At 73.0% G+C, this 25,254-nt stretch carries 21 protein-coding genes; 6 read left to right on the top strand and 15 right to left on the bottom strand.

What is annotated here, in order from left to right; all coding sequences use genetic code 11:
- Positions 1 to 15 precede the first annotated feature (15 nt).
- Genes J2X26_RS13965 through argC form a run of 6 tightly spaced genes read right to left on the bottom strand, consistent with a single transcriptional unit; the run spans position 16 to position 5,998 of the window.
- Positions 16 to 546, bottom strand: a complete 531-nt coding sequence (locus J2X26_RS13965; protein WP_307493145.1) for an arginine repressor — start codon at positions 544 to 546, stop codon at positions 16 to 18.
- Positions 546 to 1,475 (bottom strand): ornithine carbamoyltransferase, encoded by a 930-nt coding sequence (gene argF, locus J2X26_RS13960; protein ID WP_307493143.1) that lies wholly within the window; start codon positions 1,473 to 1,475, stop codon positions 546 to 548. The genes J2X26_RS13965 and argF overlap by 1 nt, the downstream gene beginning before the upstream one ends.
- Positions 1,472 to 2,764: an acetylornithine transaminase gene (locus tag J2X26_RS13955; RefSeq protein ID WP_439897856.1), complete on the bottom strand. Its 1,293-nt coding sequence runs from the start codon at positions 2,762 to 2,764 to the stop codon at positions 1,472 to 1,474. The genes argF and J2X26_RS13955 overlap by 4 nt, the downstream gene beginning before the upstream one ends.
- Positions 2,761 to 3,735: an acetylglutamate kinase gene (argB, locus tag J2X26_RS13950; RefSeq protein WP_307493142.1), complete on the bottom strand. Its 975-nt coding sequence runs from the start codon at positions 3,733 to 3,735 to the stop codon at positions 2,761 to 2,763. The genes J2X26_RS13955 and argB overlap by 4 nt, the downstream gene beginning before the upstream one ends.
- Entirely contained in the window at positions 3,732 to 4,937 is a 1,206-nt protein-coding gene (gene argJ / locus J2X26_RS13945) for a bifunctional glutamate N-acetyltransferase/amino-acid acetyltransferase ArgJ (RefSeq protein WP_307493141.1), read from the bottom strand. Before argJ ends, argB begins: the two co-directional genes overlap by 4 nt.
- Positions 4,934 to 5,998, bottom strand: a complete 1,065-nt coding sequence (gene argC, locus J2X26_RS13940; RefSeq protein ID WP_307493139.1) for an N-acetyl-gamma-glutamyl-phosphate reductase — start codon at positions 5,996 to 5,998, stop codon at positions 4,934 to 4,936. The genes argJ and argC overlap by 4 nt, the downstream gene beginning before the upstream one ends.
- Before the next feature lie 84 nt (positions 5,999 to 6,082).
- On the opposite strand from argC, the gene J2X26_RS13935 reads away from it, so the two are divergent.
- The 3 genes from J2X26_RS13935 (at position 6,083) to J2X26_RS13925 (ending at position 9,166) form a co-directional block, all read left to right on the top strand.
- Positions 6,083 to 7,066 carry a quinone oxidoreductase family protein gene (locus J2X26_RS13935; protein WP_307493137.1) on the top strand — a complete coding sequence of 328 codons (984 nt, stop codon included), beginning with the start codon at positions 6,083 to 6,085 and terminating at the stop codon, positions 7,064 to 7,066.
- Complete coding sequence (locus J2X26_RS13930; RefSeq protein WP_307493135.1) at positions 7,063 to 7,803, top strand: DsbA family oxidoreductase; 741 nt, start codon at positions 7,063 to 7,065, stop codon at positions 7,801 to 7,803. Before J2X26_RS13935 ends, J2X26_RS13930 begins: the two co-directional genes overlap by 4 nt.
- A gap of 76 nt (positions 7,804 to 7,879) precedes the next feature.
- Positions 7,880 to 9,166, top strand: coding sequence for a TrpB-like pyridoxal phosphate-dependent enzyme (locus J2X26_RS13925; RefSeq protein ID WP_307493133.1), 1,287 nt, complete (start codon positions 7,880 to 7,882; stop codon positions 9,164 to 9,166).
- Between the two features lie 55 nt (positions 9,167 to 9,221).
- Here the strand turns inward: J2X26_RS13925 and J2X26_RS13920 are convergent, their stop codons facing one another.
- From J2X26_RS13920 to infC, 8 genes are all read right to left on the bottom strand, one after another.
- Positions 9,222 to 14,165: an ExeM/NucH family extracellular endonuclease gene (locus J2X26_RS13920; RefSeq protein WP_307493131.1), complete on the bottom strand. Its 4,944-nt coding sequence runs from the start codon at positions 14,163 to 14,165 to the stop codon at positions 9,222 to 9,224.
- A gap of 196 nt (positions 14,166 to 14,361) precedes the next feature.
- Entirely contained in the window at positions 14,362 to 16,920 is a 2,559-nt protein-coding gene (pheT, locus tag J2X26_RS13915; RefSeq protein WP_307493129.1) for a phenylalanine--tRNA ligase subunit beta, read from the bottom strand.
- Complete coding sequence (gene pheS / locus J2X26_RS13910) at positions 16,920 to 17,963, bottom strand: phenylalanine--tRNA ligase subunit alpha (RefSeq protein ID WP_307493127.1); 1,044 nt, start codon at positions 17,961 to 17,963, stop codon at positions 16,920 to 16,922. Before pheS ends, pheT begins: the two co-directional genes overlap by 1 nt.
- A 246-nt stretch (positions 17,964 to 18,209) precedes the next feature.
- The gene (thpR, locus tag J2X26_RS13905; RefSeq protein WP_307493125.1) at positions 18,210 to 18,851 is read right to left on the bottom strand and encodes an RNA 2',3'-cyclic phosphodiesterase; all 642 of its coding nucleotides are present in this window, start codon (positions 18,849 to 18,851) and stop codon (positions 18,210 to 18,212) included.
- Positions 18,848 to 19,666: a TrmH family RNA methyltransferase gene (locus tag J2X26_RS13900; RefSeq protein ID WP_307493123.1), complete on the bottom strand. Its 819-nt coding sequence runs from the start codon at positions 19,664 to 19,666 to the stop codon at positions 18,848 to 18,850. Before J2X26_RS13900 ends, thpR begins: the two co-directional genes overlap by 4 nt.
- 132 nt (positions 19,667 to 19,798) lie before the next feature.
- Positions 19,799 to 20,182, bottom strand: coding sequence for a 50S ribosomal protein L20 (gene rplT / locus J2X26_RS13895; protein WP_055921876.1), 384 nt, complete (start codon positions 20,180 to 20,182; stop codon positions 19,799 to 19,801).
- 63 nt (positions 20,183 to 20,245) lie between these two features.
- Entirely contained in the window at positions 20,246 to 20,440 is a 195-nt protein-coding gene (rpmI, locus tag J2X26_RS13890) for a 50S ribosomal protein L35 (RefSeq protein ID WP_028046910.1), read from the bottom strand.
- Between the two features lie 94 nt (positions 20,441 to 20,534).
- The gene (gene infC, locus J2X26_RS13885) at positions 20,535 to 21,776 is read right to left on the bottom strand and encodes a translation initiation factor IF-3 (RefSeq protein ID WP_307493119.1); all 1,242 of its coding nucleotides are present in this window, start codon (positions 21,774 to 21,776) and stop codon (positions 20,535 to 20,537) included.
- A gap of 259 nt (positions 21,777 to 22,035) precedes the next feature.
- On the opposite strand from infC, the gene J2X26_RS13880 reads away from it, so the two are divergent.
- Entirely contained in the window at positions 22,036 to 22,404 is a 369-nt protein-coding gene (locus tag J2X26_RS13880) for a DUF1844 domain-containing protein (RefSeq protein WP_055921878.1), read from the top strand.
- Here the strand turns inward: J2X26_RS13880 and J2X26_RS13875 are convergent.
- Positions 22,385 to 23,674: an MFS transporter gene (locus J2X26_RS13875; protein WP_307493116.1), complete on the bottom strand. Its 1,290-nt coding sequence runs from the start codon at positions 23,672 to 23,674 to the stop codon at positions 22,385 to 22,387. The two genes, J2X26_RS13880 and J2X26_RS13875, sit on opposite strands and share 20 nt — an antisense overlap.
- A 118-nt stretch (positions 23,675 to 23,792) precedes the next feature.
- Between J2X26_RS13875 and J2X26_RS13870 the strand changes: the two genes are divergently transcribed.
- Together J2X26_RS13870 and J2X26_RS13865 are read left to right on the top strand one after the other, a co-directional pair.
- Positions 23,793 to 24,506 (top strand): hypothetical protein, encoded by a 714-nt coding sequence (locus J2X26_RS13870; protein WP_307493114.1) that lies wholly within the window; start codon positions 23,793 to 23,795, stop codon positions 24,504 to 24,506.
- Positions 24,503 to 25,237, top strand: coding sequence for a S1 family peptidase (locus J2X26_RS13865; protein ID WP_307493112.1), 735 nt, complete (start codon positions 24,503 to 24,505; stop codon positions 25,235 to 25,237). Before J2X26_RS13870 ends, J2X26_RS13865 begins: the two co-directional genes overlap by 4 nt.
- Positions 25,238 to 25,254: the final 17 nt, after the last annotated feature.

Raw genomic sequence — 25,254 nt, 5'->3', positions numbered from 1 at the left:
GGAGTGGTTCTGGGGTCAGTCTGACGGACGGGTGCGTGACGGGGTGTCGGTGGCCAGCGCCAGGAAGCGGGCGGCCAGCGCGACGCCCGTCTCGCCCTCGCGGGCGATGACCAGCACGGTGTCGTCACCCGCGATGGTGCCGAGGACGGCGGGCAGGACCGAGTGGTCGATGGCCGACGCGAGGAACTGGGCGGCGCCGGGCGGCGTCCGCAGCACGACGAGGTTGCCCGACGCCTCCGCGGTCACCAGGAGCTCGGCGCACAGGCGGGCGAGCCGAGCCGCGAGCATCTCCTCGTCGGGACCCGCGGCCGGGGTGCGCAGGCCGCCCTCGGCGGGGACCGCGTAGGCGAGGGCGCCGGACGGGGTCCGGATCTTCACCGCACGCAGCTCCACGAGGTCGCGCGACAGGGTCGCCTGCGTGACCGTGACGCCCTCCGCGGTGAGCAGCTCCGCCAGCTGCTGCTGCGAGTGGACCGTGCCGCGGGTGAGCAGCGACGTGACCAGCGCGTGCCGGGCGGCCTTGGTGTGCGGGACCGTGACGCTCATCAGCCCTCCACCAACCATGACAGGAGGGCCTTCTGCGCGTGCAGGCGGTTCTCGGCCTCGTCCCAGACGACCGACTGCGGCCCGTCGATGACCTCGGCGGTGATCTCCTTGCCGCGGTACGCGGGCAGGCAGTGCAGGACGAGGGCGTCCGGCCGGGCGAGGGCCATCGCGGCGGCGTCGACCTGGAACGGCACGAACGGGGTCTCGCGCTCCGCCGCCTCGGACTCCTGGCCCATCGAGACCCAGGTGTCCGTCGCGACGACGTCCGCGCCGGTCACGGCCTCGGCCAGCGTGTGCACGACCGTCACCGACCCCCCGGTGTCCGCGGCGATCGCGGCCGCGTCCGCGAGGATCGCGGGGTCGGGCACGTAGCCGTCGGGCGTGCCGATGCGCACGTGCAGACCCGCGGTTGCGCCGCCGAGCAGGTACGAGTGCGACATGTTGTTCGCGCCGTCGCCCACGTACGCGAGCGTCAGCCCGGCCAACCCAGCGACTCCCCCGCGGTGCTGCGCGACCGTCGCCAGGTCCGCGAGGATCTGGCACGGGTGGAAGCTGTCCGTGAGCGCATTCACGACGGGAACGCCCGCGTGCTCCGCCATCTGCTCGAGCCGCCGCTGGGAGAACGTGCGCCAGACGATCGCCGCGACCTGCCGGCCCAGGACGCGCGCGGTGTCCTCGATCGACTCCCGCTCACCGATCCGGGCGAGCTTGCCGTCGACGCTCAGCGGGAAGCCGCCGAGCTCCGCGATGCCGGCCGCGAACGAGACCTGGGTGCGCAGCGTCGGCTTGTCGAAGATGACGGCCACCGCCCGCGGCCCCGTCAGCGGCGTGCGGATGAACCGGTCGTCCCGGAAGGCGAGCGCGAGCTCGAGGACGGCCTTCTGCTCGCGGGGGGTGAGGTCGTCGTCGCGCAGGAAGTGCCGGGTCATGACACGTCCTGGGGGACGCTCGCGAGGAAGTCGACGAACTGGGCCGCCTGCTCCTGCGTGAGCAGGAACGGTGGCGCGAGGCGGATGGTCGTCGGGGTGCAGGGGTTCACGATGAAGCCCGCCTCGAGCGCACGCGCGGCGACGGCGGCGGCCACGGGCGCGGTGAGCTCGATGCCGATGAGGAAGCCCTCGCCGCGCACCTCGCCGACGAGCGGGTTGCCCGTGCCCGCGAGCTGCTCACGCAGCGATGCGCCCAGCGTGCTGACGTGGTCCAGGAGCCCGTCGCGCTCGATGACCGCGATCGTCGCGAGCCCGGCGGCCGACGCGACCGGGTTCCCGCCGAACGTGGTGCCGTGCTGGCCGCGACCGAGCAGCGTCGCGGTCTGCTCGCCGTACGCGATGAGCGCGCCGACGGGGAACCCGCCGCCGAGACCCTTCGCCACGGTCACCGCGTCGGGGACGATGCCGCCACCGACGTGCGGGAGCTGGTGGGCGAACCAGGATCCGGTCCGGCCCATCCCGGTCTGCACCTCGTCGAGGATCAGCAGGGCGCCGTGCTCGGCCGTCAGGCTGCGGGCGAGCGCGAGGTAGCCGGGCGGGAGCGGCCGGACGCCGGCCTCGCCCTGGATCGGCTCGACGAACAGCGCGGCGACCCTGTCGCCGTCGACCGCGAACGCAGCCTCGAGCGCCTCGGTGTCGCCGAACGGCACGAACTCGACACCGCCGGGCAGCGGCTCGAACGGCTCGCGGTACGCCGCCTTGTGGGTGAGCGCGAGGGCGCCCATCGACCGGCCGTGGAACGAGCCCTCCAGCGCGAGGATCCGCGGCCGGTCGGTGCCGCCGTTGCGGCGTGCGAGCTTGAACGCGGCCTCGTTGGCCTCGGTCCCGGAGTTGGTGAGGAAGACCCTCGACCCCTCGGGGGCGCCGGCCAGGGCGAGCAGCCGCTCCGCGAACGCGATCTGCGTGGGGCTGCCGAAGAAGTTGGAGACGTGCCCGAGCGTGCCCAGCTGCGCGCTGATCGCCGCGGTCAGGGTGGGATGGGCGTGACCGAGCGAGTTCACCGCGATCCCGCCGAGCAGGTCGAGGTACCGGGTGCCGTCGGCGTCCCACACATAGGGACCCTCGCCGCGGACGAGCACCCGCTGCGGCGCGCCGAACGTGTCCATCACGGCGTGGGTGTAGCGGTCGGTCCACTGCGCGACCGATCCGTCGGCAGCCAGCACCGGCAGGTTCGCGTCGGTGGCCTCCGGGGACCGGTGCCGGGCCCGGGCGTTCTCGAGCGCGGTCACGGGGTCACCTCGGGGTCGTGGGGGATCACGGGGATGGGGGCCGTGAAGGGGGCGTCGGCCGGCTCCTCGTCGGGCAGCACCATGGTGCCGATGCCGTCGGAGGTGAAGACCTCGACCAGGATCGAGTGCGGGGCGCGGCCGTCGATGACGTGAGCGCGGCCGACGCCACCCTCGACGGCGCGCCAGCAGGCCTCCATCTTCGGGCGCATGCCGGCGTCGAGCCCTGGCAGCAGCTCCGCGAGGGCACTGGCGCCGATCCGACGCACGAGCGAGCCCTTGTCCGGCCAGCTGGTGTACAGGCCCTCGACGTCGGTCAGCACGATGAGCTTGCGGGCACCGAGTGCGACCGCGAGCGCGGCCGCCGCGGTGTCCGCGTTGACGTTGAGCACCGTGGTGGGGTCGTCGAGGTCGGGGGCGACGGTGGAGACCACCGGGATGCGGCCGGCATCGAGCAGGTCGAGGACGGCACCGGGGTTGACCTTGACGACGTCGCCGACCTGACCGATGTCGACGCTGACGCCGTCGACGATCGCTCTGCGCCGGCGTGCCTGGAACAGCCCGCCGTCCTCGCCCGACAGCCCGACGGCGTGCGGTCCGTGCGCGTTGAGCAGCCCGACGAGCTCACGCGAGACCTGCCCGGTGAGCACCATCCGCACGACGTCCATCGCCTCGGGCGTGGTGACGCGCAGCCCGCCGCGGAACTCCGACTCGATGCCGAGCCGGTCGAGCATCGCGTTGATCTGCGGTCCCCCGCCGTGCACCACGACGGGCTTCAGCCCGACCTGGCGCAGGAAGACCATGTCCTGCGCGAACGCCCGCTTCAGGTCTTCGTCGATCATCGCGTTGCCGCCGTACTTCACGACGACGAGCGCGCCCGCGAACTTCTGCAGCCACGGCAGGGCCTCGATGAGGACCTCCGCCTTCTGGTCGGCACGCAGGTCCGTGCGGGTGTTGAACGTGAAGTCGCTCATGTGGAGTACGCGCTGTTCTCGTGGACGTAGTCGTGCGTGAGGTCGTTGGTCCAGACGGTGACCACCTCGCCGCCCGCGTGCAGGTCGATGAGCACGTGCACCTCGCGGTTCGCAGCCAGGTCCACCTCGGACCGCGGCCGGAAGGCGCCGCCCGCCTTGCACACCTGGACGCCGTTGATGGTGACGTCGAGCTGGTCGGGATCGAACGCGGCGACGCTCTCCGGCACGGTCCCCACCTGCGCGAGCACCCGGCCCCAGTTGGGGTCGTTGCCGAACATCGCGGCCTTGAACAGGTTGGAGCGGGTCACGGCCCTGGCCACGGCGAGCCCGGCGTCCTGCGTCTCGGCACCCATGACGGTGACCGCGATGTCGTGCGTGGCGCCCTCAGCGTCGGCGACGAGCGCGCGGGCGAGCTCGCCGCAGACCTGCGTGAGCGCGGCGGTGAAGCCCGCGGGGTCCGGGATCGCGCGGCTCGCGCCCGAGACCATCAGGGTGACCGTGTCCGAGGTCGACATGCAGCCGTCGGAGTCGACGCGCTCGAACGTGTCCGCCACCGCGGCGCGCAGAGCCGCGGCCGCGGTCTCGGCGTCCACGACGGCGTCGGTCGTGATGACGCAGAGCATCGTGGCGAGGCCGGGGGCGAGCATCCCGGCTCCCTTGGCCATGCCCCCGACGGTCCACGCGCCCCGGTCGCCGTCGACGTGCATGTGCGCCGTCTTGGGAACCGAGTCGGTGGTCATGATGGCCACGGCCGCGTCCGGACCGCCGTCGGGCGAGAGCGCCTCGACCGCGACGCCGATGCCGTCGAGGATCTTGTCGATGGGGAGCCGCTCCCCGATCAGACCGGTGGAGCAGACCACGACGTCTCCCGCGGAGATCTCCAGGGCGGCGCCGACCGTCTCGGCGGTGAGGTGCACGTCGAGGAAGCCCTCGGACCCGGTGCACACGTTGGCCCCACCCGAGTTCAGCACGACCGCGCTGACGACCCCGTCGGAGACCGCCTGGCGGGACCAGACGACGGGTGCGCCCACCACGCGGTTGGTGGTGAACACCGCCGCCGCAGCCTGCGAGGGCCCGTCGTTGACGACGAGGGCGAGGTCCGGGCGGCCCGAGGCCTTGAGGCCCGCGGTGATGCCGGAGGCGCGGAAGCCGGCCGCCGCGGTGACACCGGGTGAGGGCAGGGCGCGGGTCTCGATGCTCACGGTGCGACTCCGTCCAGAGGAAGGCCGAGCGTCTCGGGGAGCCCGAGCGCGAGGTTGAGGGACTGCAGGGCGCCACCGGCCGTGCCCTTGACCAGGTTGTCGATCGCCGTGACCGTCACGACGCGTCCGGCGCGCTCGTCGACCGCGACCTGCACGAGCGCGGTGTTGGCACCGAGTGTGGCAGCCGTCGTCGGCCACAGGCCCTCCGGCAGGAGGTGCACGAACGGCTCGTCGGCGTAGGTCTGCTCCCAGGCGGCCCGGACCGTCGACGGGTCGACCCCCGCGGCGAGGCGTGCTGTGGCCGTCGCGAGGATGCCGCGGGCCATGGGCACGAGGGTCGGGGTGAACGAGATCGTGACGTCCGCGGCGCCGGCGGAGCGCAGGTTCTGCGCGATCTCCGGGATGTGCCGGTGCGTGCCGCCGACGGCGTACGGCTGGGCGGCGCCGAGCGCCTCGCTGGCGAGCAGGTGCGTCTTGAGGGACTTCCCGGCGCCGGAGTAGCCGTTGGCGAGCACCGCGACGAGGTCCGTCGGCTCGATCAGCCCGGCGGCGATGCCCGGCTGGAGACCGAGGGAGACGGCGGTGACGTTGCAGCCCGGGACGGCGATCCGCCGCGCGCCGGCGAGGACCGACCGCTGCTCGCTCGCGGTCCGCTCCCCCGGGTGCAGCAGCTCCGGGAGGCCGTACGGCCAGGTGCCGGCGTGCGGGCTGCCGTAGAACTGCTCCCAGTCGGCGGCGTCGACGAGCCGGTGGTCGGCGCCGAGGTCGACGACGATCGCGCCGTCTCCGCGCGCCTCGAGCTCGGCGGCGATCGCGCCGCTGGCGCCGTGCGGCAGGGCGAGGACGACGACGTCGTGCCCGGCGAGCTCGTCGACCCCCGTCGGGGCGAGCACCCGGTCCGCGAGCGTGCGCAGGTGCGGCTGGTGCGCACCCAGCAGCGTGCCGGCGTTGGAGTGCGCGGTGAGGGTGCCGATCCGGGCCTCGGGGTGCGCGAGGAGCACGCGGAGCATCTCGCCTCCGGCGTACCCGCTGGCACCCGCGACTGCGACCGTGAACGTCATGTGCATGAACATACACAAGGCTGCACGAAGATACGAACCACTGACCGGGGAATGTTCCTTGCCCGCGGCAGCGTTTGCGGAACCGTGCGCGCCATCAGAGCCACCGCCGCCGGCGGTCCCGACGTCCTCGAGCTCGTCGAGCTCCCCGACCCCGAGCCCGCCGCGGACGAGGTCCTGGTCCGCGTCGCCGCCGCCGGGGTCAACTTCATCGACACGTACCGCCGGTCCGGCGTCTACACGATGACGTTCCCGCACGTCGTGGGCTCGGAGGGCGCCGGGACGGTCGTCGCCGTCGGCTCCGACGTCAGCGAGATCGCCGTCGGTGACCGGGTCGCCTGGTCGTCGGCACCCGGCTCCTACGCCGAGCTGGTGAGCGTCCGGGAGTCGAAGGCGCTGCTGGTCCCCGACGGCATCTCCGACCAGGTCGCCGCGGCGCTCCCCCTCCAAGGCCTCACCGCGCACTACCTCGTGACCTCGACGTTCCCCGTCCAGGCCGGGCACGACCTGCTCGTGCACGCGGCCGCCGGGGGCGTCGGCCTGCTGCTCACGCAGCTCGCGGCGCAGCGGGGTGCCCGGGTCATCGCGACCGTGGGCAGCGCCGAGAAGGAGCGCCTGGCGCGCGAGGCGGGCGCCGCCGACGTGATCCGGTACCGCGAGCTCGACGACCTGACCCGCGACCTGCCGGCCGAGGTGCGGTCGCTGACCGACGGCCGAGGCGTGCACGCCGTCTTCGACTCCGTCGGCAAGGACACGTTCGACGCGTCGCTGGCCAGCCTGCGCCCCCGCGGGACGCTCGTCCTGTTCGGCGGCTCGTCCGGTCCGGTCCCCCCGGTCGACCCCCAGCGCCTCAACGCGGCCGGCTCGCTCTACCTGACCCGCCCCACGCTCGACCACTACATCGCCACCCGCGACGAGCTCGACTGGCGCGCGCGCGAGCTGTTCGACGCGGTGCGAGCGGGCGGCCTCGACGTGCGCGTCGGCGCCACGTTCCGCCTGGCCGGCGCGGCCGACGCCCACCGCGCGCTCGAGTCGCGCTCCACCACCGGAAAGGTCCTGCTGCTCCCGTGAGCATCCCCACCCTGAATGCCGTCCGTACGCTGCAGGTCGAGGTCTGGTCCGACATCGCCTGCCCCTGGTGCTACATCGGTAAGCGTCGCTTCGCCGCTGCGCTGGCCGACTTCCCGCACCGGGAGCACGTCGAGGTGACCTGGCGGGCGTACGAGCTGTCGCCGAGCACCCCCGTCGGCCCCGGCATCCCGGAGATCGACGCGCTCGCCCGGCACAAGGGCATCCCGCGGGACCAGGTCACGCGCATGTTCGCGCAGGTCACGGCCGTGGCCGCGGGCGAGGGTCTCGCCTACAACTTCGACCGGGCGATCGCCGCCAACACGTTCGCGGCGCACCGCCTGGTCCACCTGGCGCGCACGACGGGCGGGTCGGAGCTGGCGGAGCGGGTGCTCGAGGGTCTGTTCTCGGCGCACTTCGAGCACGGCGCCGACCTGGGCGACGACGACACGCTCGTGCGGATCGTCGCTGCCGCAGGCGTCGACGCCGAGGCCGCACGGACGGCGCTGGCCGGCGACGCCGGGGCGGACGAGGTCCGAGCCGACGAGGACGAGGCGCGCGCGCTCGGCGTGACCGGCGTCCCGTTCTTCGTCGTCGACCGCCGCATCGCCGTCTCCGGCGCCCAGCCGGCCGACGTGTTCACGCAGCTTCTCGAGACGGCGTGGCGCGACGCGAACCCGGTCCAGGTGCTGGCGACGGCCGACGGGGCGGCCTGCGTCGACGACTCCTGCGCCATCTGACGCCTCGACAGCCCGGACGAACCGGGCGATACGGTGACGCTGCGCACTGACGCGCGCCGCCCACCCGGAGGCTCTGATGACGACGTCGCTCCTCGACACCCTCGGCGTGACCGTCCCCTCGACGGTCCCCACGCACTGGTACAACCTGGCGGCGGACCTGCCGTCGCCCTGCCCGCCGGCCCTGCACCCGGGGACCCGGGAACCGCTGACGCCCCCCGACCTGGCGCCGCTGTTCCCGATGGCCCTGATCATGCAGGAGGTCAGCACCGAGCGGTGGATCGAGATCCCCGAACCGGTCCGGGAGATCTACGCCCTGTGGCGCCCGTCGCCGCTCATCCGTGCGCGCCGCCTCGAGCGCGCGCTCGGCACCCGGGCGCGGATCTACTACAAGTACGAGGGCGTGAGCCCGGTCGGGTCGCACAAGCCGAACACCGCCGTCGCGCAGGCGTACTACAACGCGGCCGAGGGCATCACGAAGCTCACCACCGAGACCGGCGCCGGGCAGTGGGGTGCGTCGCTGGCCATGGCGTGCGCTCTGCTGGGACTGACCTGCGAGGTGTGGCAGGTCCGCGCCTCGTACGACTCAAAGCCGTACCGCCGGATGCAGATGGAGACGTACGGGAGCATCTGCCACCCGTCGCCGTCGGACCTCACCAACGCCGGCCGCGCGATGCTCGAGGCCGATCCCGAGACCACCGGCTCGCTCGGCATGGCGATCAGCGAGGCGGTCGAGGCCGCCGCGACCGACCCTGACGCGCACTACTCGCTGGGGAGCGTGCTCAACCACGTGCTGCTGCACCAGAGCGTCATCGGCCAGGAGGCACTGGCGCAGCTCGACGCGATCGAGGAGAGCGCCGACGTCGTGTTCGCGTGCGCCGGAGGCGGTTCGAACCTCGGCGGGCTCTCGTTCCCGTTCCTCGGCCGCAACCTCCGCGACGGCGCGACGACGCGGGTGGTCGCCTGCGAGCCGGCCGCGTGCCCGTCGCTGACGCAGGGCGAGTACCGGTACGACTTCGGCGACGTCGCCGGCCTGACTCCCCTGCTGAAGATGCACACGCTCGGCAAGGACTTCGTCCCTCCGCCCATCCACGCCGGTGGCCTGCGGTACCACGGGATGGCGCCGATGGTGTCGCACGCGGTCGAGCTCGGGCTGATCGACGCGATCGCCGTCGACCAGGAGACCGCGTTCGCCGCCGGGATCGAGTTCGCGCGGGCCGAGGGCATCATCCCCGCGCCGGAGTCGACGCACGCCGTCGCCGGGGCCATCGCGCACGCCCGCGCAGCCACCGGGCCCGAGACCATCGTCATCGGCCTGTCCGGCAACGGCGTTCTGGACCTGCCCGCCTACCACGACTTCGTGTAGCGACGACGAAGGCCCGCACCCCTTTCATCAAGGGGTGCGGGCCTTCGTCGTGAGATCAGCGGGTGCTGACCGGGGCGCTCGTGCTCGGGTTGACGTTCGCCAGATCGCTCGGGACGAACGTCGCCGTGTACGTGTGCCTGCCCGAGGGGACCGTCCCGACAGCGATGCCCAGCACCACGTTCAGGCGCTTGACCACCGTGGTCCCCTCCCGGATCTCGACCGTGCCGGACGGCACCCGACCGTTGTTGGTCGCGACCGTCACGAACGCGACCGACGGGATGAACAGGAACCCGCGGGTGACCGACAGCCCGGTCGTCGTCGTGACCTTCTCGACGACCACCGTGACCGGGGCCGACTCCGAGCCGGTCACGGTGTCGCCGCCGGCGAACCGGGCGACGACGTCGTAGCTGCCCGCCGGCGTGGACGCCGGGAGGCGCAGGGTGGCGGTGCCGCCCCGCAGGGTCGCCGTGCCGAGCACGGTGTCCCCGGCCACGAACTCCACCGAACCGGCCACGGCCACGTCGGAGGTGACCGTCGCGGTGAGCGTGACCCGCGACGACGAGCCGAACACCTGGCTCGACGGCGAGGCCGTCAGCGCGGTGGTCGACGACGGGATGTTCGCCTCGACGGTGAGCGGGAGCGTCACGGTGGTGAGGCTCGGGCTCGCCACGAGCGTGAGCGTGTGGGCGCCCGCGCTCGTGTCCGCCGGGATCGTCACCGAGACGTCGGCCGCGCCGTTGGTGACGGTCGCCGTCCCGATGGACTCGCCGTCCAGCCGGACGTCCAGGCTGGTGTTCAGCGGCGAACCGAGGCTGGTCAGGTCCAGCTTGGTCACCGGGAACGCCAGCGTGTCGCCGGCGGTGACCGTCGACGGGACCGTCGGCACGCCGACCGACTGGCGGGCGAAGTCCGGGGCGAGCCCCGGGTGCGCCTGCAGGTAGGCGATCCAGCCGTCCCGGTCGACGAGCCCGGAGTCGCGAGCGTCCGTGCTGTCGTTGAAGATCCGGAAGTTGTCACCGCCGGTGATCAGGAACGAGAACGTGCCGATCCGGTAGCTCGCCGCCGGGTCGATCGGTGCACCGTTCACCGTGATGGACGTGATGTGCGACCCCGCCGGAGCGGCGGCGTCGAACGTGTACGTCACGTTGTCCGACAGGCCCAGCTGCAGGTAGGACCTGCTCGGGACCGTGCCGTCCGGGAGGGTCTGCCACTGCTGCTCGAGCATCGTCTTGAACTGCGCGCCCGTGAGCGACGTGGTCCAGAGGTTGTTCACGAACGGCAGCACACCGTTCGCCTCGGCCGTCGTGATGACACCGTCCGGGGCGTAGTACAGCTCGGCGCGCAGACCGCCAGGGTTGACGACACCGATCTCAGCGCCGCCCAGGTTCTCCGGGGCGAGCGTGTCCCGCAGCGAGTTGGCGACGAGGTCACCCAGGGTGGACTCGCTGGCCCGGTCGTCCCGGGCGGTCACCGGTGCCGTGTACCCGTTCGGCCCGTACGTGCCACCTGTGAAGGCGGTCGTGATGTCCGCCGTGACCGACCCCACGGGGACCGAGCCGACGACGTTCGCGTAGGCCAGCGCCGCCGTGACGATGGTGTTGACCTGCGCGACGCGCGGATACGTCGCGACGAGCTGCGCCGCGAACGCCGCCTCGTTCTGCGCCGGGGTGTTGCCGGGGATGACCGGCGCGACCAGGCGCGGGACGTTCTGCTGGGTGTGCGCGACGACCTCGTCGCTGGCCGGGTCGAACGTCAGCACGACCTTGCCGATGAACTCGCCGTAGCTACCGGTCTGCACGATCGGCCGGGTCTTGTCCGTCGCGCCCGGAACCGGAGCCTCCCACGCGTACTGCTGGTGGGTGTGGCCGGTGAAGATCACGTCGACAGCCCCGGAGGTCTGCTCGACGATGTCCTTGAACGCGCCGCCCTCGGCGAGCTCCTTCTCGAGGGTGCCGTTCGGCAGACCCTCGCCCGCGCCCTCGTGGAAGCTGGCGACGAGCACCTCGGCCTCGCCGTTGGAGGCGTCCCCGTCGCTCAGCTGCGCGGCGACGCGGTTCACGGCGTCGACCGGGTTGCCGAACTCGAGCTCGGTGATGCCGCCGGGGGTGACCAGCGAGGGGGTCTCCTCGGTGACGGCACCGATGACACCGACCGAGACGCCGTCCATGTCGAGGATCGCGTACTCCGGCAGCGCCGGGGTCGTCGTCCCCTTGAGGTAGACGTTCGCGCCGAGGTAGTCCCACTTCGCGTTGGTGCCGCCCGCGATCACGCGGTCGGTGAGGTCCTGGAACCCCTTGTCGAACTCGTGGTTGCCCACGGCCGACGCGTTGAGCTCCAGGGCGTTCAGCACGTCGATCGTCGGCTGGTCCTGCTGGACCGCCGAGGCGAACAGCGACGCGCTGATGTTGTCACCGGCCGACACGAACGCGACCGGACCGCCCGCCGCGATGGCAGCCGCCTTCTCCTTCTCGACGGTGCCCGCGAACTTCACGGTGTTGGTGTCGATCCGGCCGTGGAAGTCGTTGATGTCGAGCAGCGTCAGCGTGACCGGCTTGGCCGCGCCCTCGACCAGCCCGACGATCACTGGGTCGTGGTCGGAGGAGCGGTAGAAGTCGTCGTCGTAGAAGAGCGTGCCGTGGTAGTTGTACCGGTCGTACTCGAGCGCGATGGACTCCTCGGCGTTGATCTCCCAGATGTCCGCGCCCGTGGCCCGCTGCATCGCGGCGTCGTTGAGCAGCACGTGGTCCAGCGAGCCCGACAGGCCGCTGAACGAGTACGAGAACTGGCCGTCGGCGAGCGCCGTCGCGGCGTCGGTGTACCCGGCGTCGAACAGCGTCTGCAGCGGGTCCTCGAGCGTGTACGCGTTGAAGTCACCGATGAGCGCGACCGCCTGGGCGTCGCCCTGGACCGTCGGGACCCAGTCGCGCAGGGCCGTCGCCTGGCGGACACGCGACTCGTTCGAGGCGCCCTGCCCGTCGCCCGCGTCGGCGTCGCCCGGCCACGGGCCGGCCGAACCCTTGGACTTGAAGTGGTTCACCGCGACGAAGAACGGCGCACCGCCACCGACCGGCGTGAACACCTGGCCGATGGGCTCACGCGCGTTGCCGAACGCCTCGTTGTCGTCGCTCTGGTCGCCCAGCGCGCGCGACTCCCCCGTCCGCTCGACGGCGGCGGGCTTGTAGATGAGGGCGTTCGTGATGACGTCCTGGCCGGCGGCCGGCGGGAGCTCGGTGGACGACGGGACGAACGCCCAGACGGTGGAGCCGGCGGCCGCGTTCAGGGCGGTGACCAGCGTGCCGAGCGCCTCGTCGGCGATCCCGTCCACCCGTGCCGAGTTCTCGATCTCGAGCAGGCCGACGACGTCGGCGTCGAGCGCGTTGATCGCGGCGACGATCTTGTCCTGCTGCCGCTGGAGGTCGTCCGGGTCCCACGCGCCGCGCGGGTCGCAGCCGCCGTTGACCGTGACGGGGTCACCAGTGCGGTCGTTGAAGGACGTGCACCCGGCCGTGTCGGCGCCGAGGGTGGTGAAGTAGTTGAGGACGTTGAACGACGCGACCTTGAGGTCGCCACCGACCGCGGTCGGCGCCGCGGTGCGGTCGTTCTCGAACGTCACCGCCGCCGGCCCGGGGGCCGTCGGGTTGAGCTTCCAGACGTTGTTGCGGAAGTCGACCACGACAGGCGCAGTGATGTTCGCGGCGGCGCCGACCCGGACCGGGTTGGTCAGGGACACGTACGGCGGCGTGAGGCCGGAGTTGGCCGCGGACAGGAAGTTGGTGGAGGACCCGTCGTCGAGCACGACGCCACGAGCGGCGTTGTCCGCAGCGGCGGCGAGCGCCTCGGCCGAGCCGGGACGGCCGACCTCGGTGGGCTGCAGCAGCGGGAGCGTGCCGGCCGCGAGACCGACCTCGCCGTACTGGTTGGTGGAGAACGTGTTGGTGATCGTGAGGTCACCCGTCGGCTGGAACAGCATCGACTCCAGCGCCTCGCGCGCGGCGTTCGTCGTCGGCCACGACGCGGAGACCGGGGTGACCGGGTCGGCGGCGGGCAGGTCGACCAGGTCGGCAGCGGCGGCGACGGTGATCTCGGTGAGGCCGTTGAACTCGGAGACGGCACCGGTCACCTGCACGTGGTCACCGATCGCGACCGAGCCGGCGGTGGCCGACGAGAACACGAACACGGCGTCGGACGCGCCCGGTGTCGCGTCGGTCGCCCCGCCGGTGCCCGGCGTCTGGATCACGTAGCCGTTGAAGCCGCCCGTGGGGTACGTCGCCGTCACGACACCGTCCGTGGTGACGGTCTGCCCGGCGAGCGGAGACGTCGCGCCCGTTCCCTGGACCTCGGCGATCGTGGCGGTGACCGGGGTCGGGTCCACGGGCCCGCTGCCGGCGACGCCCGGGGTCGGGGTCGCGGCGGTGAAGTCGGCCGCGTTGTTCGCGGTGTTGGTCAGCGTGGCGTTGCGCGTGACCGACTGGGTGTTCGAGGCACCGAGAGCCGGGCCGCTGCCTGCGTACCCTGCCGCGGCCGCGCCGTAGCCCACGAAGTCGACGACGGGATCGAGCGCCGTGCACTCGACGCCACCGCACGCCAGGGCCGTCGTCGAGGACACGAGGGCGACCTTGCCCGCCGTCCCGCTCATCGGGATCGTGCCCGTCGCGCTGCCGGTCACCGGCGTGCTCCCGCCCGCACCCGCCGCCTCGACGACGACGTAGGCGGCGCCGGGAGCGATCACCCCGGTCAGCGGCGTCGTCTGCCAGGTCACGCCCGCCGAGGACGCGTACTGGACCGACCAGCCCGTCACGTCGACCGCGGCGGGGCTCGCGTTCACCAGCTCGATGAAGTCGTTGGTGAACGTGGCGCCGCTGTTGCCGCCACCGCCGTACACCTCGTTGATCAGGACCCGTGGCGTGGTGCCGACCGCGGCCTGCGCAGCGCCGGCCGTGATCACCCCGCCCGTCAACGCCAGAGCGAGGGCGGCGATGCCCCCGCTGATCGACTTCATCGCAGGACGCACGTCGAGCTCGCTTTCGTCGGGAACGCAAAAGTGGCCGCTCGTGACGGCCTGGACAACTGTCGCTGTTCGTCCGATTCGTGGCAACTACTCGCCGGTAACTATTGAGTGAACACATCCGATGATTTGTCCGGGTACGACGCAGCCCTCGTCGACGGGGTCGTCGACGAGGGCTGCAGACGGATTCTCAGGCGCGCAGCGACGCCCCGAACCGGCGGTGCGCCTCGGCCACGATCGCGTCCCGGACCGCCGCCGACTCACTCGCGGTCAACGTCCGGTCGGCGGCACGCAGCCGGAGCGAGAACGCCAGCGACTTGTGGTCGTCGCCCACCTGAGGTCCCGTGTACACGTCGAACAGCCGGACCTCCTCGACGACGTCGCCGACGGGGCTCGCGGCCGCGCCGACCCGGACCGCGTCGAGCACGTCCGCGGCCGGCACCGACGACCCGACCACCAGCGCGACGTCCTCCTTGTTGACGGGGAACGTCGAGACGGGAACCGCCTGGACCGGGTCGGGCGACGCCGCCGCCAGCACCACGTCGAGGTCCAGCTCGAACGCGGCCGCCCGGGCCGGCAGGCCCAGCGCGGTCACGACGTTCGGGTGCAGCTCGCCCGCGTGGCCCACGAGGGTGCCGTCCGCCGTCGTCAGGCGCGCGCACCGACCCGGGTGCCACGGTGCGTGGTCGGCGTCGGCCGACGCGACGAGCTCCACCCCGACGACCTCCGCGACCAGGCGCGCGGCCGCGATCGCGTCGGTGTGATCGGCCCGGCGACCGGGCCCCCACCAGCCGGCCGGCTCTCGAAGACCCGCGATGACGCCCGCGACCCGGCGCGGCTGCGGCGGCACGGCGGCGTCGATCGCCGCGAGGTCCTCGTCGGACGGTCGGACCCCTCCCGGCAGCCGCGGAGCTGCGGGCGCACCCTCGACCGGCCGGGTGACCAGCCCGAGCTCGAAGATCGCGACGTCGCTCTCGCCCCGGCTCACGTTGCGCCGCGCGGTGTCGAGCAACGTGACCAGCAGGTTGGTGCGCAGGTACGGCTGCTCGTCGGAGAGCGGGTTGACCAACCGCACGGCGCGACGACGGGCGTCGTCCGCGGGCAGGTTCAGAGCGTCGAGCTGGTCGGTCCCGACGAACGGGTAGCTGAGCACCTCGACGAGACCGGCCTCGGCCAGCGCCCGCGCGACCGAGCGCCGGGCCCGCTGGCCCGCCGTCAGGCCCGCGCCGGCCGGGGCGACGGGGAGCGTCGACGGGATCGCGTCGTACCCGCGCAGGCGCGCGACCTCCTCGACCAGGTCGACGCCGGCCACGAGGTCGGGCCGCCACGACGGCGCCGTCACCGTGACCGCGTCTGCGCCGGCGTCCGTCACCTCGCAGCCGATCGACCGCAGCGTCTCGCGCACCTCGTCGGCCGAGAACGGCAGGCCGACCAGCCGTGCGGGCAGGTCGAGCGCCAGCTCGAACGACGGCACGGGCACGCGACGGTCGACGTCCGTGAGCGGACCCGCGACACCGCCACCGTGCTCGACCAGGAGCGCGACCGTCCGCGCGACCGCCACCGGCGGCAGCTCGGGGTCGGCACCGCGCTCGAACCGCTTCGCCGCCTCGCTGGGCAGCTTGTGCCGACGCGCGGCACGGGCAACCGTGATCGGGTCGAAGTGCGCGGCCTCGATGAGCAGGTCGGTCGTCGTCGCGCTGACCTCGCTGTCCCCGCCGCCCATGACGGCCGCGAGACCGATGGGCCGAGCACCGCGCACCCCGCCGGGGCTGTCGGTGATGAGCAGGTCCTCGGGGTCGAGCACGCGGTCGACGTCGTCGAGGGTCCGGATCCGCTCGCCCGGGTTCGCGCGCCGGACCACGATCGGCTCGGACAGGTGCGCCAGGTCGTAGGCGTGCAGCGGCTGCCCGAGGTCGAGCATCACGTAGTTGGTGACATCGACGGCCAGGCTGATCGGCCGCATGCCGGCCTGCTGGAGCCGGCGCTGCATCCAGGCGGGCGACGGGTCGTTCGCGCGCACGCCCCGCACGATCTGCGCGACGAAGCGATCGGCGCCCGGGACCCCGTGGATCGGTGCCGCGTCGTCGATCTCGACCGCGAAGCCGCCGCCGGGCGGACGCTCGTCGCCGGTGGGCAGGCCACGGTCCGTGAACACCGCACCGGTCGACAGGCCGTACTCGCGAGCGACCCCACGCATCGAGAAGCAGTACCCGCGGTCGGGGGTCACGTTGATCTCGAGGACCTCCTCGCCGAGGCCGAGCAGCTCGCGCGCGTCCGTGCCGACGGGCGCGTCGAGCCCGAGCTGGGACAGCACGATGATCCCGGCGTGGTCGTCGCCGAGGCCCAGCTCGCGCGCCGAGCAGATCATGCCGTCGGACACGTGCCCGTACGTCTTGCGCGACGCGATGGCGAACGGTCCGGGGAGGACCGCTCCCGGCAGCGCGACGACGACGCGGTCCCCGACGACGAAGTTGTGCGCACCGCACACGATGCCCCGCGGGTCTCCACCGGGCTCGTTGTGCTCCGGACCGACGTCCACGCGGCACCAGTTGATGGTCTTGCCGTTCTTCTGCGGCTCCGGCGTCAGCTCCACGACCTCGCCGACGACCAGCGGACCGGTCACCGCGGCGCCGTGGATCGCCTCCTCCTCCAGCCCGACGCGGACGAGGTCCGCCGCCAGCTGCTCGGCGGTCAGGCCCGCAGGGAGCTTGACGTGCTCGGCGAGCCACGACAGGGGGATGCGCGGCATCAGATCTCCGTCCCGAACTGCAGGGAGAAGCGGACGTCGCCCTCCACCATGTCGTGCATGTCAGCGATGCCGTGGCGCAGCATCAGGGTGCGCTCGATGCCCATGCCGAACGCGAAGCCGGAGTAGACCTCGGGGTCCACGCCGACGGCCCGCAGGACGTGCGGGTTGACCATCCCGCAGCCGCCCCACTCGATCCAGCCCGGTCCGCCCTTCTTCTGCGGGAACCAGAGGTCCATCTCCGCGCTGGGCTCGGTGAACGGGAAGAACGACGGCCGCAGACGCGTCCGCGCCTCGGGGCCGAAGATCGCCTGCGCGAAGTGGTCGAGCGTCCCCTTGAGGTGCGCCATGGTCAGGCCCTTGTCGATCGCGAGGCCCTCGACCTGGTGGAACACCGGGGTGTGCGTCGCGTCGAGCTCGTCGGTGCGGAACACCTTGCCCGGGCACGCGATGTACACCGGAAGCTCGCGCTCCAGGAGAGTGCGCGCCTGGACCGGCGACGTGTGCGTCCGCAGCACGAGCCCCGGCTGGTCCACGAAGAACGTGTCCTGCATCTGCCGAGCGGGGTGGTCCACGCCGAAGTTCAGCGCGTCGAAGTTGAACCACTCCGCCTCGAGCTCCGGCCCCTCCGCGATCTCCCAGCCCATGGCGACGAAGAAGTCGGCGATGCGCTCGGACAGCGCCTCCAGCGGGTGCCGCGCGCCGCGCGGGTGCCGGTCGGTGGGCAGCGTCACGTCGACGGACTCCTCGACGAGGACGCGCTGGTCGCGCTCGGTCTCGAGCTCGGCCTGCCGGTCGGCCAGCGCGCGGGCGAGCCGGCCCTTGGCCTGACCGAGCAGCTTGCCCGCGGTCGCCTTGTCGGCGGGCGCGAGGCCCCCGATGGCACGGTTGGCGAGCGCGATCGGGCTGCGCTCCCCCACGTGCTCGAGGCGTGCGGACTTCAGGGCGTCGAGGTCGGCCGCGGCCGCGAGGGCCTTCAGCGCGTCCTCGACGGCGGACTCGATGCCGTCGGCGTCGAGCGGGGACAGGGCGGTGTCGTCGGACATCCTGACCTTCCGGTGCGTTCTGGGGCGGCCAGCACGCGAGGGCGCGCGGCCATGGCGCACGCACGAGGGCGCGGCCAGCGGACAAGTCTAGAGGCGCCCGATCCAGGTCGTAGCGGCCGGTCCAGCGGTGGACGGCCTGCTCACGTGCGCGTCAGTGGCGCAGCCCGGGAACGGGCCCGGGAAATCGGCGACCACCAGCCGCCTGCGCACGCGCTGTCATGGTCGCCATGATGCCACGACCCTCGCCTAACGACCGAGCACAAAGGTCTCGACCCGCTCGTACAGCGGTCCCCCGCCCCGACCGGCACCCGGCCGCGACGAGACGAGGGTCAGCTGGTCGACGAGCCAGCGCGGACCCTCGTAGACGGCGAGCGCGCGCACGAGGCTCGCCGCGACGTCCTCGTCGTCCGGCCCGTTCATGTCCGGCCGCTGCCCCGGCCGGTCGGGTCGCGACGAGCGCCGCCGCGGCGGTCGGCTCCCCGGACGTACCCGTCCGACGGTCAGGTGCGGGCGGTCGCGGGGGCGGTTGTCGGTCGCCCCGCTCGCCGACTCCCCCGCCTCGACGCACCCGCGCGTCACCGCGCGCTGCGACTCCAGGTCACCGCCGACCCCCACCCAGAGCGTCCGGTGCGAGAACACTCCCGCGCCCCGCAGGGCCAGCTCGTAGGGCTCGATCCCCGCGGCGAGCTCGGCCAGGTCGGTCGTCAGACCCGGCACGACGCCCTCGGGAACCTCGCCGTAGAAGGCCACGGTCAGGTGCCACGTCTCGCGCGCCGACCAGCGCACCGCTGACGAGAGGCCCGCCGGGGCACCCCGCACCGAGGCGAGCGCCAGGTCCAGGTGGTCGAGGACGTCCGTCGGCGGCCACACCGCGGCGAAGAGCCTCACCGCTGCGCCCGCGCGCTGGCGTACAGGCAGACCGTCGCCGCGGTCGCGAGGTTGAGCGACTCCGCCCGGCCCCGGATCGGCACCCGCACGACGGCGTCCGCGAGTGCACGGTCCTCGTCGCGCAGCCCCCACGCCTCGTTCCCGAACAGCCAGGCCGTCGGGCGCGCGAGGTCGGGGACGCCCTCCGGTGCGTTCCCGGCCACGTCGAGCAGGTCGTCGAGGTCGTGCTCACCGGCGCCGTCGGCCGCGAGGACCGTCAGTCCTGCGGATCGCAGGGAGGCGACCGCGTCCGCCAGGTCCGCACCGGTGATGACCGGTAGGTGGAAGAGGGACCCGGCCGTGGACCGGACGACCTTCGGGTTGTGCACGTCGACGCTCTCGGCGGTGAGCAGTGCCGCGTCGGCCCCGGCCGCGTCGGCGGCCCGGATGACCGTCCCGGCGTTCCCGGGGTCCCGGACGTTCGCCAGCACCGCGACGAGCCTCGGGCCGACGAGGTCCGCCAGCGCGTGCGACGTGAGCGACGCGACCGCGACGACGTGCTGCGCGTCGGGGCTCATGGCGTCGAGCACCTCGGCCGTACCCGTGTGCACCCGGATCCCCCGGTCGCGCGCGGCGTCGACGATCTCCGGGTACCGCTGGGCCGTCGCCGCCGTGACGTAGACGTCGTGCACGTCGCCCACGAGCACCGCCTCGCGCACCGCCTGCGGCCCCTCGACCACGAACCGGCCGGCGCGCTTGCGGACCGACTGCCCGGAGAGCGCCCGCACGGCCTTCACGCGCTCGGCACGGGGGTTGGTCAGGATCTCGTCAGCCACGGGGACATCATGCCTGGGGACGGCGAAGCCCCCGTGAGTCGGGCTCGACTCCGGGGGCTTCGGGTGCACCGAGCCACCGCCCAGCCCCGCGGCGAGGCGGGTCGGGCGGTCGGGCTCAGCAGCGAACGAGCGTCACGCAGCCTTCGGCGCGTTGACGTCCTCGGGCAGGGCGGCCTTGGCGGCGGCCACGAGCGTGTTGAACGTCGCGGCGTCGTTGACGGCGAGGTCGGCCAGCACGCGGCGGTCCACCTCGATGCCGGCGAGCTTGAGGCCCTGGATCAGGCGGTTGTAGGTCAGGCCCTGCTCGCGGGACGCAGCGTTGATGCGCTGGATCCACAGCTTGCGGAAGTCCTGCTTGCGCACCTTGCGGTCGCGGTACGCGTAGACGAGGGAGTGGGTGACCTGCTCCTTCGCCTTCCGGTACAGGCGCGACCGCTGACCGCGGTAGCCCGCAGCGCGCTCGAGGGTTGTACGGCGCTTCTTCTGGGCGTTGACCGCCCGCTTCACGCGTGCCACGTGATGCTCCTTGCTTGTCTCAGGCTCGGACCGAGTGACCGGGGCGCAGGTGCGCCCGCGGGATCACTTCCCGAGCAGCTTCTTGATACGGGGGGCGTCGGCAGGGGAGACGACGAGGTCGCCGGCGATGCGGCGGGTGCGGCGGCTCGACTTGTGCTCGAGCAGGTGGCGACCGCCGGCCTGCTCGCGCATGACCTTGCCGGTCCCGGTGACCCGGAAGCGCTTCTTGGCACCGGAGTGCGTCTTGTTCTTCGGCATGGCTGCCGTGTCTCCTTGTCCTTCACATCGCACGGGTTCGTACGACTCGTCTGGTGCGGTCCGACCGGGGGGCCGGGCCGTCCGTTCGTGCTGGCTAGCTGGCCTCTTCCGAGGCCGTCGTGCTGGTCTGTGCCTTGGCCGGGGCGGCCGGGCCAGGTCGCGGCGCGGGCCGCGGCGTGGCGGTCGGCCGGGGTGTGGCCGGCTTCGGTGTGGCCGGCTTCGGCGTCGCCGTCTTCGGTGCGACCGACGACGCCGCGGGCTGTGGCGTCGTGGGGGCCGCGGCCGGCGCGGCTGCGGCTGCCGGTCGTGCAGCGGCCGCGGGACGCGGTGCTGCGGCGGGTCGCGCTGCTGCGGCCGGACGCGGTGCCGACGTCGCACGAGGTGCGGCGGCGGGTGCGGGCGGACGCGGGGCGCTGGGACGAGAGGCAGCCGGACGCGGGGCGGCGGCGGGCTTCTCGACCGGAGCAGCGGCCTCGACCGGGGCGGGCGCCTCGACCGGTGCCTCGACCTCGACCGGAGCCTCGACCACGGGTGCGGTCTCGGCGACGACCGGCGTCTCGGCGACGACCGGAACCTCGGCAGCTGCCGGGGCGACGGGCTCGGCCTGCTCGACCGGGTTGGCCGCAGCCGCAGCGGCAGCGGCGGCAGCCGCGGCGTTCTGCTCACGGGCCGCAGCAGCCTGCGCCGCACGGCGCTGCTCCTGCTTCTGGTCGGCCTTCTTCTTCATCGGACCGAGCACCATGATCATGTTGCGCCCGTCCTGCTTGGGCATGCTCTCGATGAAGCCGAGCTCGGACACGTCGTCCGCCAGCCGCTGCAGCAGGCGCACGCCCATCTCGGGGCGCGACTGCTCACGGCCGCGGAACATGATCATGACCTTGACCTTGTCGCCGGCGGTGAGGAACCGCTCGACGTGGCCCTTCTTGGTGCCGTAGTCGTGCGGGTCGATCTTCAGCCGGAAACGGATCTCCTTGAGGACCGTGTTGGTCTGGTTCCGCCGGGCCTCACGGGCCTTCATGTCTGCTTCGTACTTGAACTTGCCGTAGTCCATGATCTTGCAGACGGGCGGACGAGCGTCAGGTGCCACCTCGACGAGGTCGAGGTCGGCGTCCTGGGCCAGGCGCAAGGCGTCCTCCACGCGGACGATGCCGACCTGCTCGCCGTTGGGGCCGACCAGGCGGACCTCGGCGACGCGGATCCGATCGTTGATGCGGGGCTCGCTGATGTGGTGCTCCTCAGGTTCGTCGTGGGTGGACCGCCGGGAACGAGGAAGGCCCCCGTCCTGGTCACAGGAGGAGGCCTCGAGGTCCGCGCGGTGCGCATGGCCGGGAGCCATGCTCACGCGACCGGGACCGGCTTGCGCCGTCCGGTGCGGACTGTGAACCCGGTCTCTGTCGACGATGCGCATCCAACGCACCGAACAGTCGAGGCCCAGGTGGGAGGAACTCCACTTGTGCGCCTGGGCCACGTGCGCCGGGTCTCTCTCGAGATCGGCACAGCACAACCCAGGTCAGTCGACTGCCTAGGTTACCAGAGGAGACCCGACAACCCGAATCGGCGCCGGAGCGCTCGCCGGCCGGTGAGAGGATCGGCGCATGAGCGAGACCAGCCCGGGCACCGACCCCACCACGACCGCCACCCGCGACATCGCGGACGTCGCCGCCGTCGAGGTCATCACGACCGCCGCCGTCCACCTGATGAGCGCCGCGGCGGTGAAGTGCGGGCTCGCCGAGGACGGGCCGACCGGCGCCGGCGCCGACTTCCTGGACCTCGACGAGGCCCGCAAGCTCATCACCGCGCTCGCCGCGCTGGTCACGGCCTCGGCCCCCGACATCGGCAACCAGCACGCCCGCTCGCTGCGGGACGGGCTGCGCTCGCTCCAGCTCGCGTTCCGGGAGGCCTCGCCCTTCCCCGACGCCCCCGGGGACGGACCGGGCGAGAAGTTCACCGGCTCGGTCGTCTGACCCGGACGCGTCGGGTCGGCGCGGCACCGCGTCGGCGGACCGCACGCACCGTCGGCACGTGCCGCGGTGCGGGACGCGCCTCGACGACCTCGGCAGCGACCCGCCCACGACCGCGGCCCAGCGCGAGCACGACGAGCCCGACGACGGCCAGCCCGCCGCCGACCACCGCGGCCGTCATGAAGCCCGCTCCGGGCGTCGCGCGGTCGATCACCGCACCGCACAACGGGGCTCCGAGCGCGTTGCCGACCGTCGACATCGTGCCGCTCCACCCCATGACCTCGCCTCGCCGGTGCTCCGGTACCAGTCGGACGAGCGTCGCGTTGATGGAGGAGAGCGCCGGCGCGCACGGCAGCCCCGCCACGACGACCGCGACGGCGAGCCACACCTGGCCGCTCGCGAACGCCGCAGGGACGGTGGCGAGCGCCAGCAGGGCGACGAGCAGCAGCGGTGACGGGTTGCGGTGGCTGGCCCCGTGGACCAGTCCCCCGATGACCGACCCGCCCGCCCACAGCGCGATCATCCAGCCGACGTCGGCCGAGCGGCCGGAGTCGTTCAGCGTCGCGACGAGGGACACGTCCGTCCCGACGAGGACGAACGACGCCGCCACCCCCGCGAGCAGCAGGACCACGAGCGCGGGGCTGATCAGCCGCTGCCTGGGAGGCTCCGCGACCGGTTCGGTGGTGGAGCGCGCGCTCCGGGTCGGCGGGTTCGCCCACATGAGGAGCACGCCGCCGGCGACCGTCAGCGCACCGACGACCGTGAGCGCGACCGAGGTCGACGCCTGCGTGGCCAGCAGCACCCCGACCACCGGCGAGAGCATGAACGTCAGCTCGACGGCGACCGAGTCCAGGGAGAACGCGGCCTTCTGGTGCGCGAGCGGGACGAGGACCGAGAGCGACTGCCGGCTGACGGAGAAGACCGGGACGAGGAACAGCCCGGCGACGACGGCGGCGACGATGAGCAGCTCGTAGGTGAGGTGGGGCGCGAGCAGCCACACAGCCGACTCGACGACGACCGAGGGCGCGATCGCGCGCCGGAGCCCGAGCTTGTCGACCAGGCGCCCCCGCCAGGGCGCACCGAGGGCCATGCCGATCGTGGCAGCCCCCACGACGACACCCGCCTGGCCGTAGCCGCGGTCGAGCGTCGACACGACGTGCAGGGTCAGGACGACACCCACCATCGCGGCGGGGATCCGGGCGAGGAAGGAGACGACGAAGAGGCGCGCCACGCCGGGCAGGCGCAGCACAGCTCCGTAGGTCGTCGAGGGCATCCGACGATTGTCACCGCTGCCCCTGTGTGCCTCCGCACTGATTTCTCACCCGAGCACCGGGGCCGGAGGGCGCACACACCGCGCCGGAACGCACAGACGTGCCTCGTATCCTGGGCCGATGCAGCCCGACGAGCCGCACCCACGCGACGTCCCGCCCTCCCGCGCGGAGCCGCCGGTGACCGAGATCACGCGCGTGAGCCCACCCGCACCGGCCGCCGCATCGTGGTACCCGGGCGCGACCGCGGTCCAGCCTGCGCTCCCTCCCGCACTGCCCCCCGCGCCGACGGAGCCGACGGAGCCCCCGCAGGATCGCCGGCGCCGACCGGGTACCGCCACGATCGTGCTCACCGTCCTGCTCGTCGCCACCCTCGTCGGCGCAGGACTCGTCCTGGGCCGCATGCTCACGACGAACGAGGCGTGGCAGGACTCCACGCAGGAGTGGGAGACGCTCGCGCGCTCCACGGGCGAGGAGCTGGCGGCATCGCAGGCCGACCTCGCCGCGACGCAGGCGGAGCTCGACGCCACGACGGCCCAGCTGGCGACGGCGCAGGAGCGGATCACGCAGCTGGCCGACGAGAAGGCGCAGCTCGGGGACACCAGCGCCTCGCAGCAGCAGCTGGCCGACTACCAGTCCCGCGTATCCCAGGCGGCCGGTCAGGTGGCCACGGCGCTGGCCAGCTGCGTGGACGGCCAGCAGCGGCTCATCGGCTACCTGCAGAACTCCGACCAGTACGACCAGGACGACCTCGCGCGCTTCACGACCGACGTGCAGACGGTGTGCGCCGAGGCGACGGACGCCAACGCGGCACTCCAGCGCGAGCTCGAACGGTGAGGGTGCGCACCGGACCGGTGGTGCTCGTCGCCGCCGTGCTGCTCCTGACGGGCGGCTGCAGCGCGCTGCCCGGCATGCCGGCGCCGGTGCCCACGGACGTCGTCCCCACCGACCTGCCGCAGCAGACGCCGACGTCGAGCGGGAACCTGTCCCCCGACGGCTTCGACTCGGCCCAGCGGATGGCGGTGCGGATCCGCAACATCGGCTGCGGCACCCTGTCGACCGGCTCCGGGTTCGCGCTCGACGACCACACGCTGGTGACCAACCGGCACGTCGTGAGCGACTCGTCGACGCTCCAGCTCAGCACCTACGACGGCCGGGACATCGCCGCCGCGGCGGCCAGCACGGCGGGTCTGGCCGACCTGGCGATCGTGCGCACCGACGACGCGCTGCCGGCCGCACCCGAGCTCGCGGCGGCCGACCCTGCCATCGGTGACGTGGTCACGGTGGTCGGGTACCCGCTCGGGCGCGCGCTCACCGTGACCACCGGGCAGGTGCTCGCCCTCCAGACCGACCCGCTCCACGCGAACCTGGGGGCCGTACTCGTCACCGACGCCCCCGTCGAGCACGGCAGCTCGGGGTCGGCCGTGCTCGACAGCGACGGCCGGGTGGTCGGGGTCGTCTACGCGAAGGACTCGAACGGGCACAGTTTTGTGGTGCCCGTGAGCACGCTGCGGTCCATGCTGGACGACGAGGCGTCGTTCACGCCCACCGAGCCCTGCGCCGGCTGACCCGATCCCGGGAGGAC

Origin of the sequence: Cellulomonas humilata (genome assembly GCF_030814415.1) — a bacterium.
In the GTDB taxonomy this organism is placed as follows: Bacteria; Actinomycetota; Actinomycetes; order Actinomycetales; family Cellulomonadaceae; genus Cellulomonas; species Cellulomonas humilata_A.
The sequence above is the reverse complement of the archived record's forward strand: the minus strand, read 5'-3'. Positions and strand labels throughout refer to the sequence as shown.

Bases quoted from the DNA above. Each gene is read 5' to 3' on its own strand.
- J2X26_RS13920 (WP_307493131.1), bottom strand. From the start codon at position 14,165: ATGAAGTCGATCAGCGGGGGCATCGCCGCCCTCGCTCTGGCGTTGACG.
- J2X26_RS13875 (WP_307493116.1), bottom strand. From the start codon at position 23,674: ATGCCCTCGACGACCTACGGAGCTGTGCTGCGCCTGCCCGGCGTGGCG.
- J2X26_RS13870 (WP_307493114.1), top strand. From the start codon at position 23,793: ATGCAGCCCGACGAGCCGCACCCACGCGACGTCCCGCCCTCCCGCGCG.
- J2X26_RS13965 (WP_307493145.1), bottom strand. From the start codon at position 546: ATGAGCGTCACGGTCCCGCACACCAAGGCCGCCCGGCACGCGCTGGTC.
- rpmI (WP_028046910.1), bottom strand. From the start codon at position 20,440: ATGCCGAAGAACAAGACGCACTCCGGTGCCAAGAAGCGCTTCCGGGTC.
- pheT (WP_307493129.1), bottom strand. From the start codon at position 16,920: ATGCCGCGCATCCCCCTGTCGTGGCTCGCCGAGCACGTCAAGCTCCCT.
- argC (WP_307493139.1), bottom strand. From the start codon at position 5,998: ATGACGTTCACGGTCGCAGTCGCGGGTGCCAGCGGGTACGCCGGAGGC.
- J2X26_RS13925 (WP_307493133.1), top strand. From the start codon at position 7,880: ATGACGACGTCGCTCCTCGACACCCTCGGCGTGACCGTCCCCTCGACG.
- argF (WP_307493143.1), bottom strand. From the start codon at position 1,475: ATGACCCGGCACTTCCTGCGCGACGACGACCTCACCCCCCGCGAGCAG.
- pheS (WP_307493127.1), bottom strand. From the start codon at position 17,963: ATGTCCGACGACACCGCCCTGTCCCCGCTCGACGCCGACGGCATCGAG.
- J2X26_RS13880 (WP_055921878.1), top strand. From the start codon at position 22,036: ATGAGCGAGACCAGCCCGGGCACCGACCCCACCACGACCGCCACCCGC.
- argB (WP_307493142.1), bottom strand. From the start codon at position 3,735: ATGAGCGACTTCACGTTCAACACCCGCACGGACCTGCGTGCCGACCAG.
- infC (WP_307493119.1), bottom strand. From the start codon at position 21,776: ATGGCTCCCGGCCATGCGCACCGCGCGGACCTCGAGGCCTCCTCCTGT.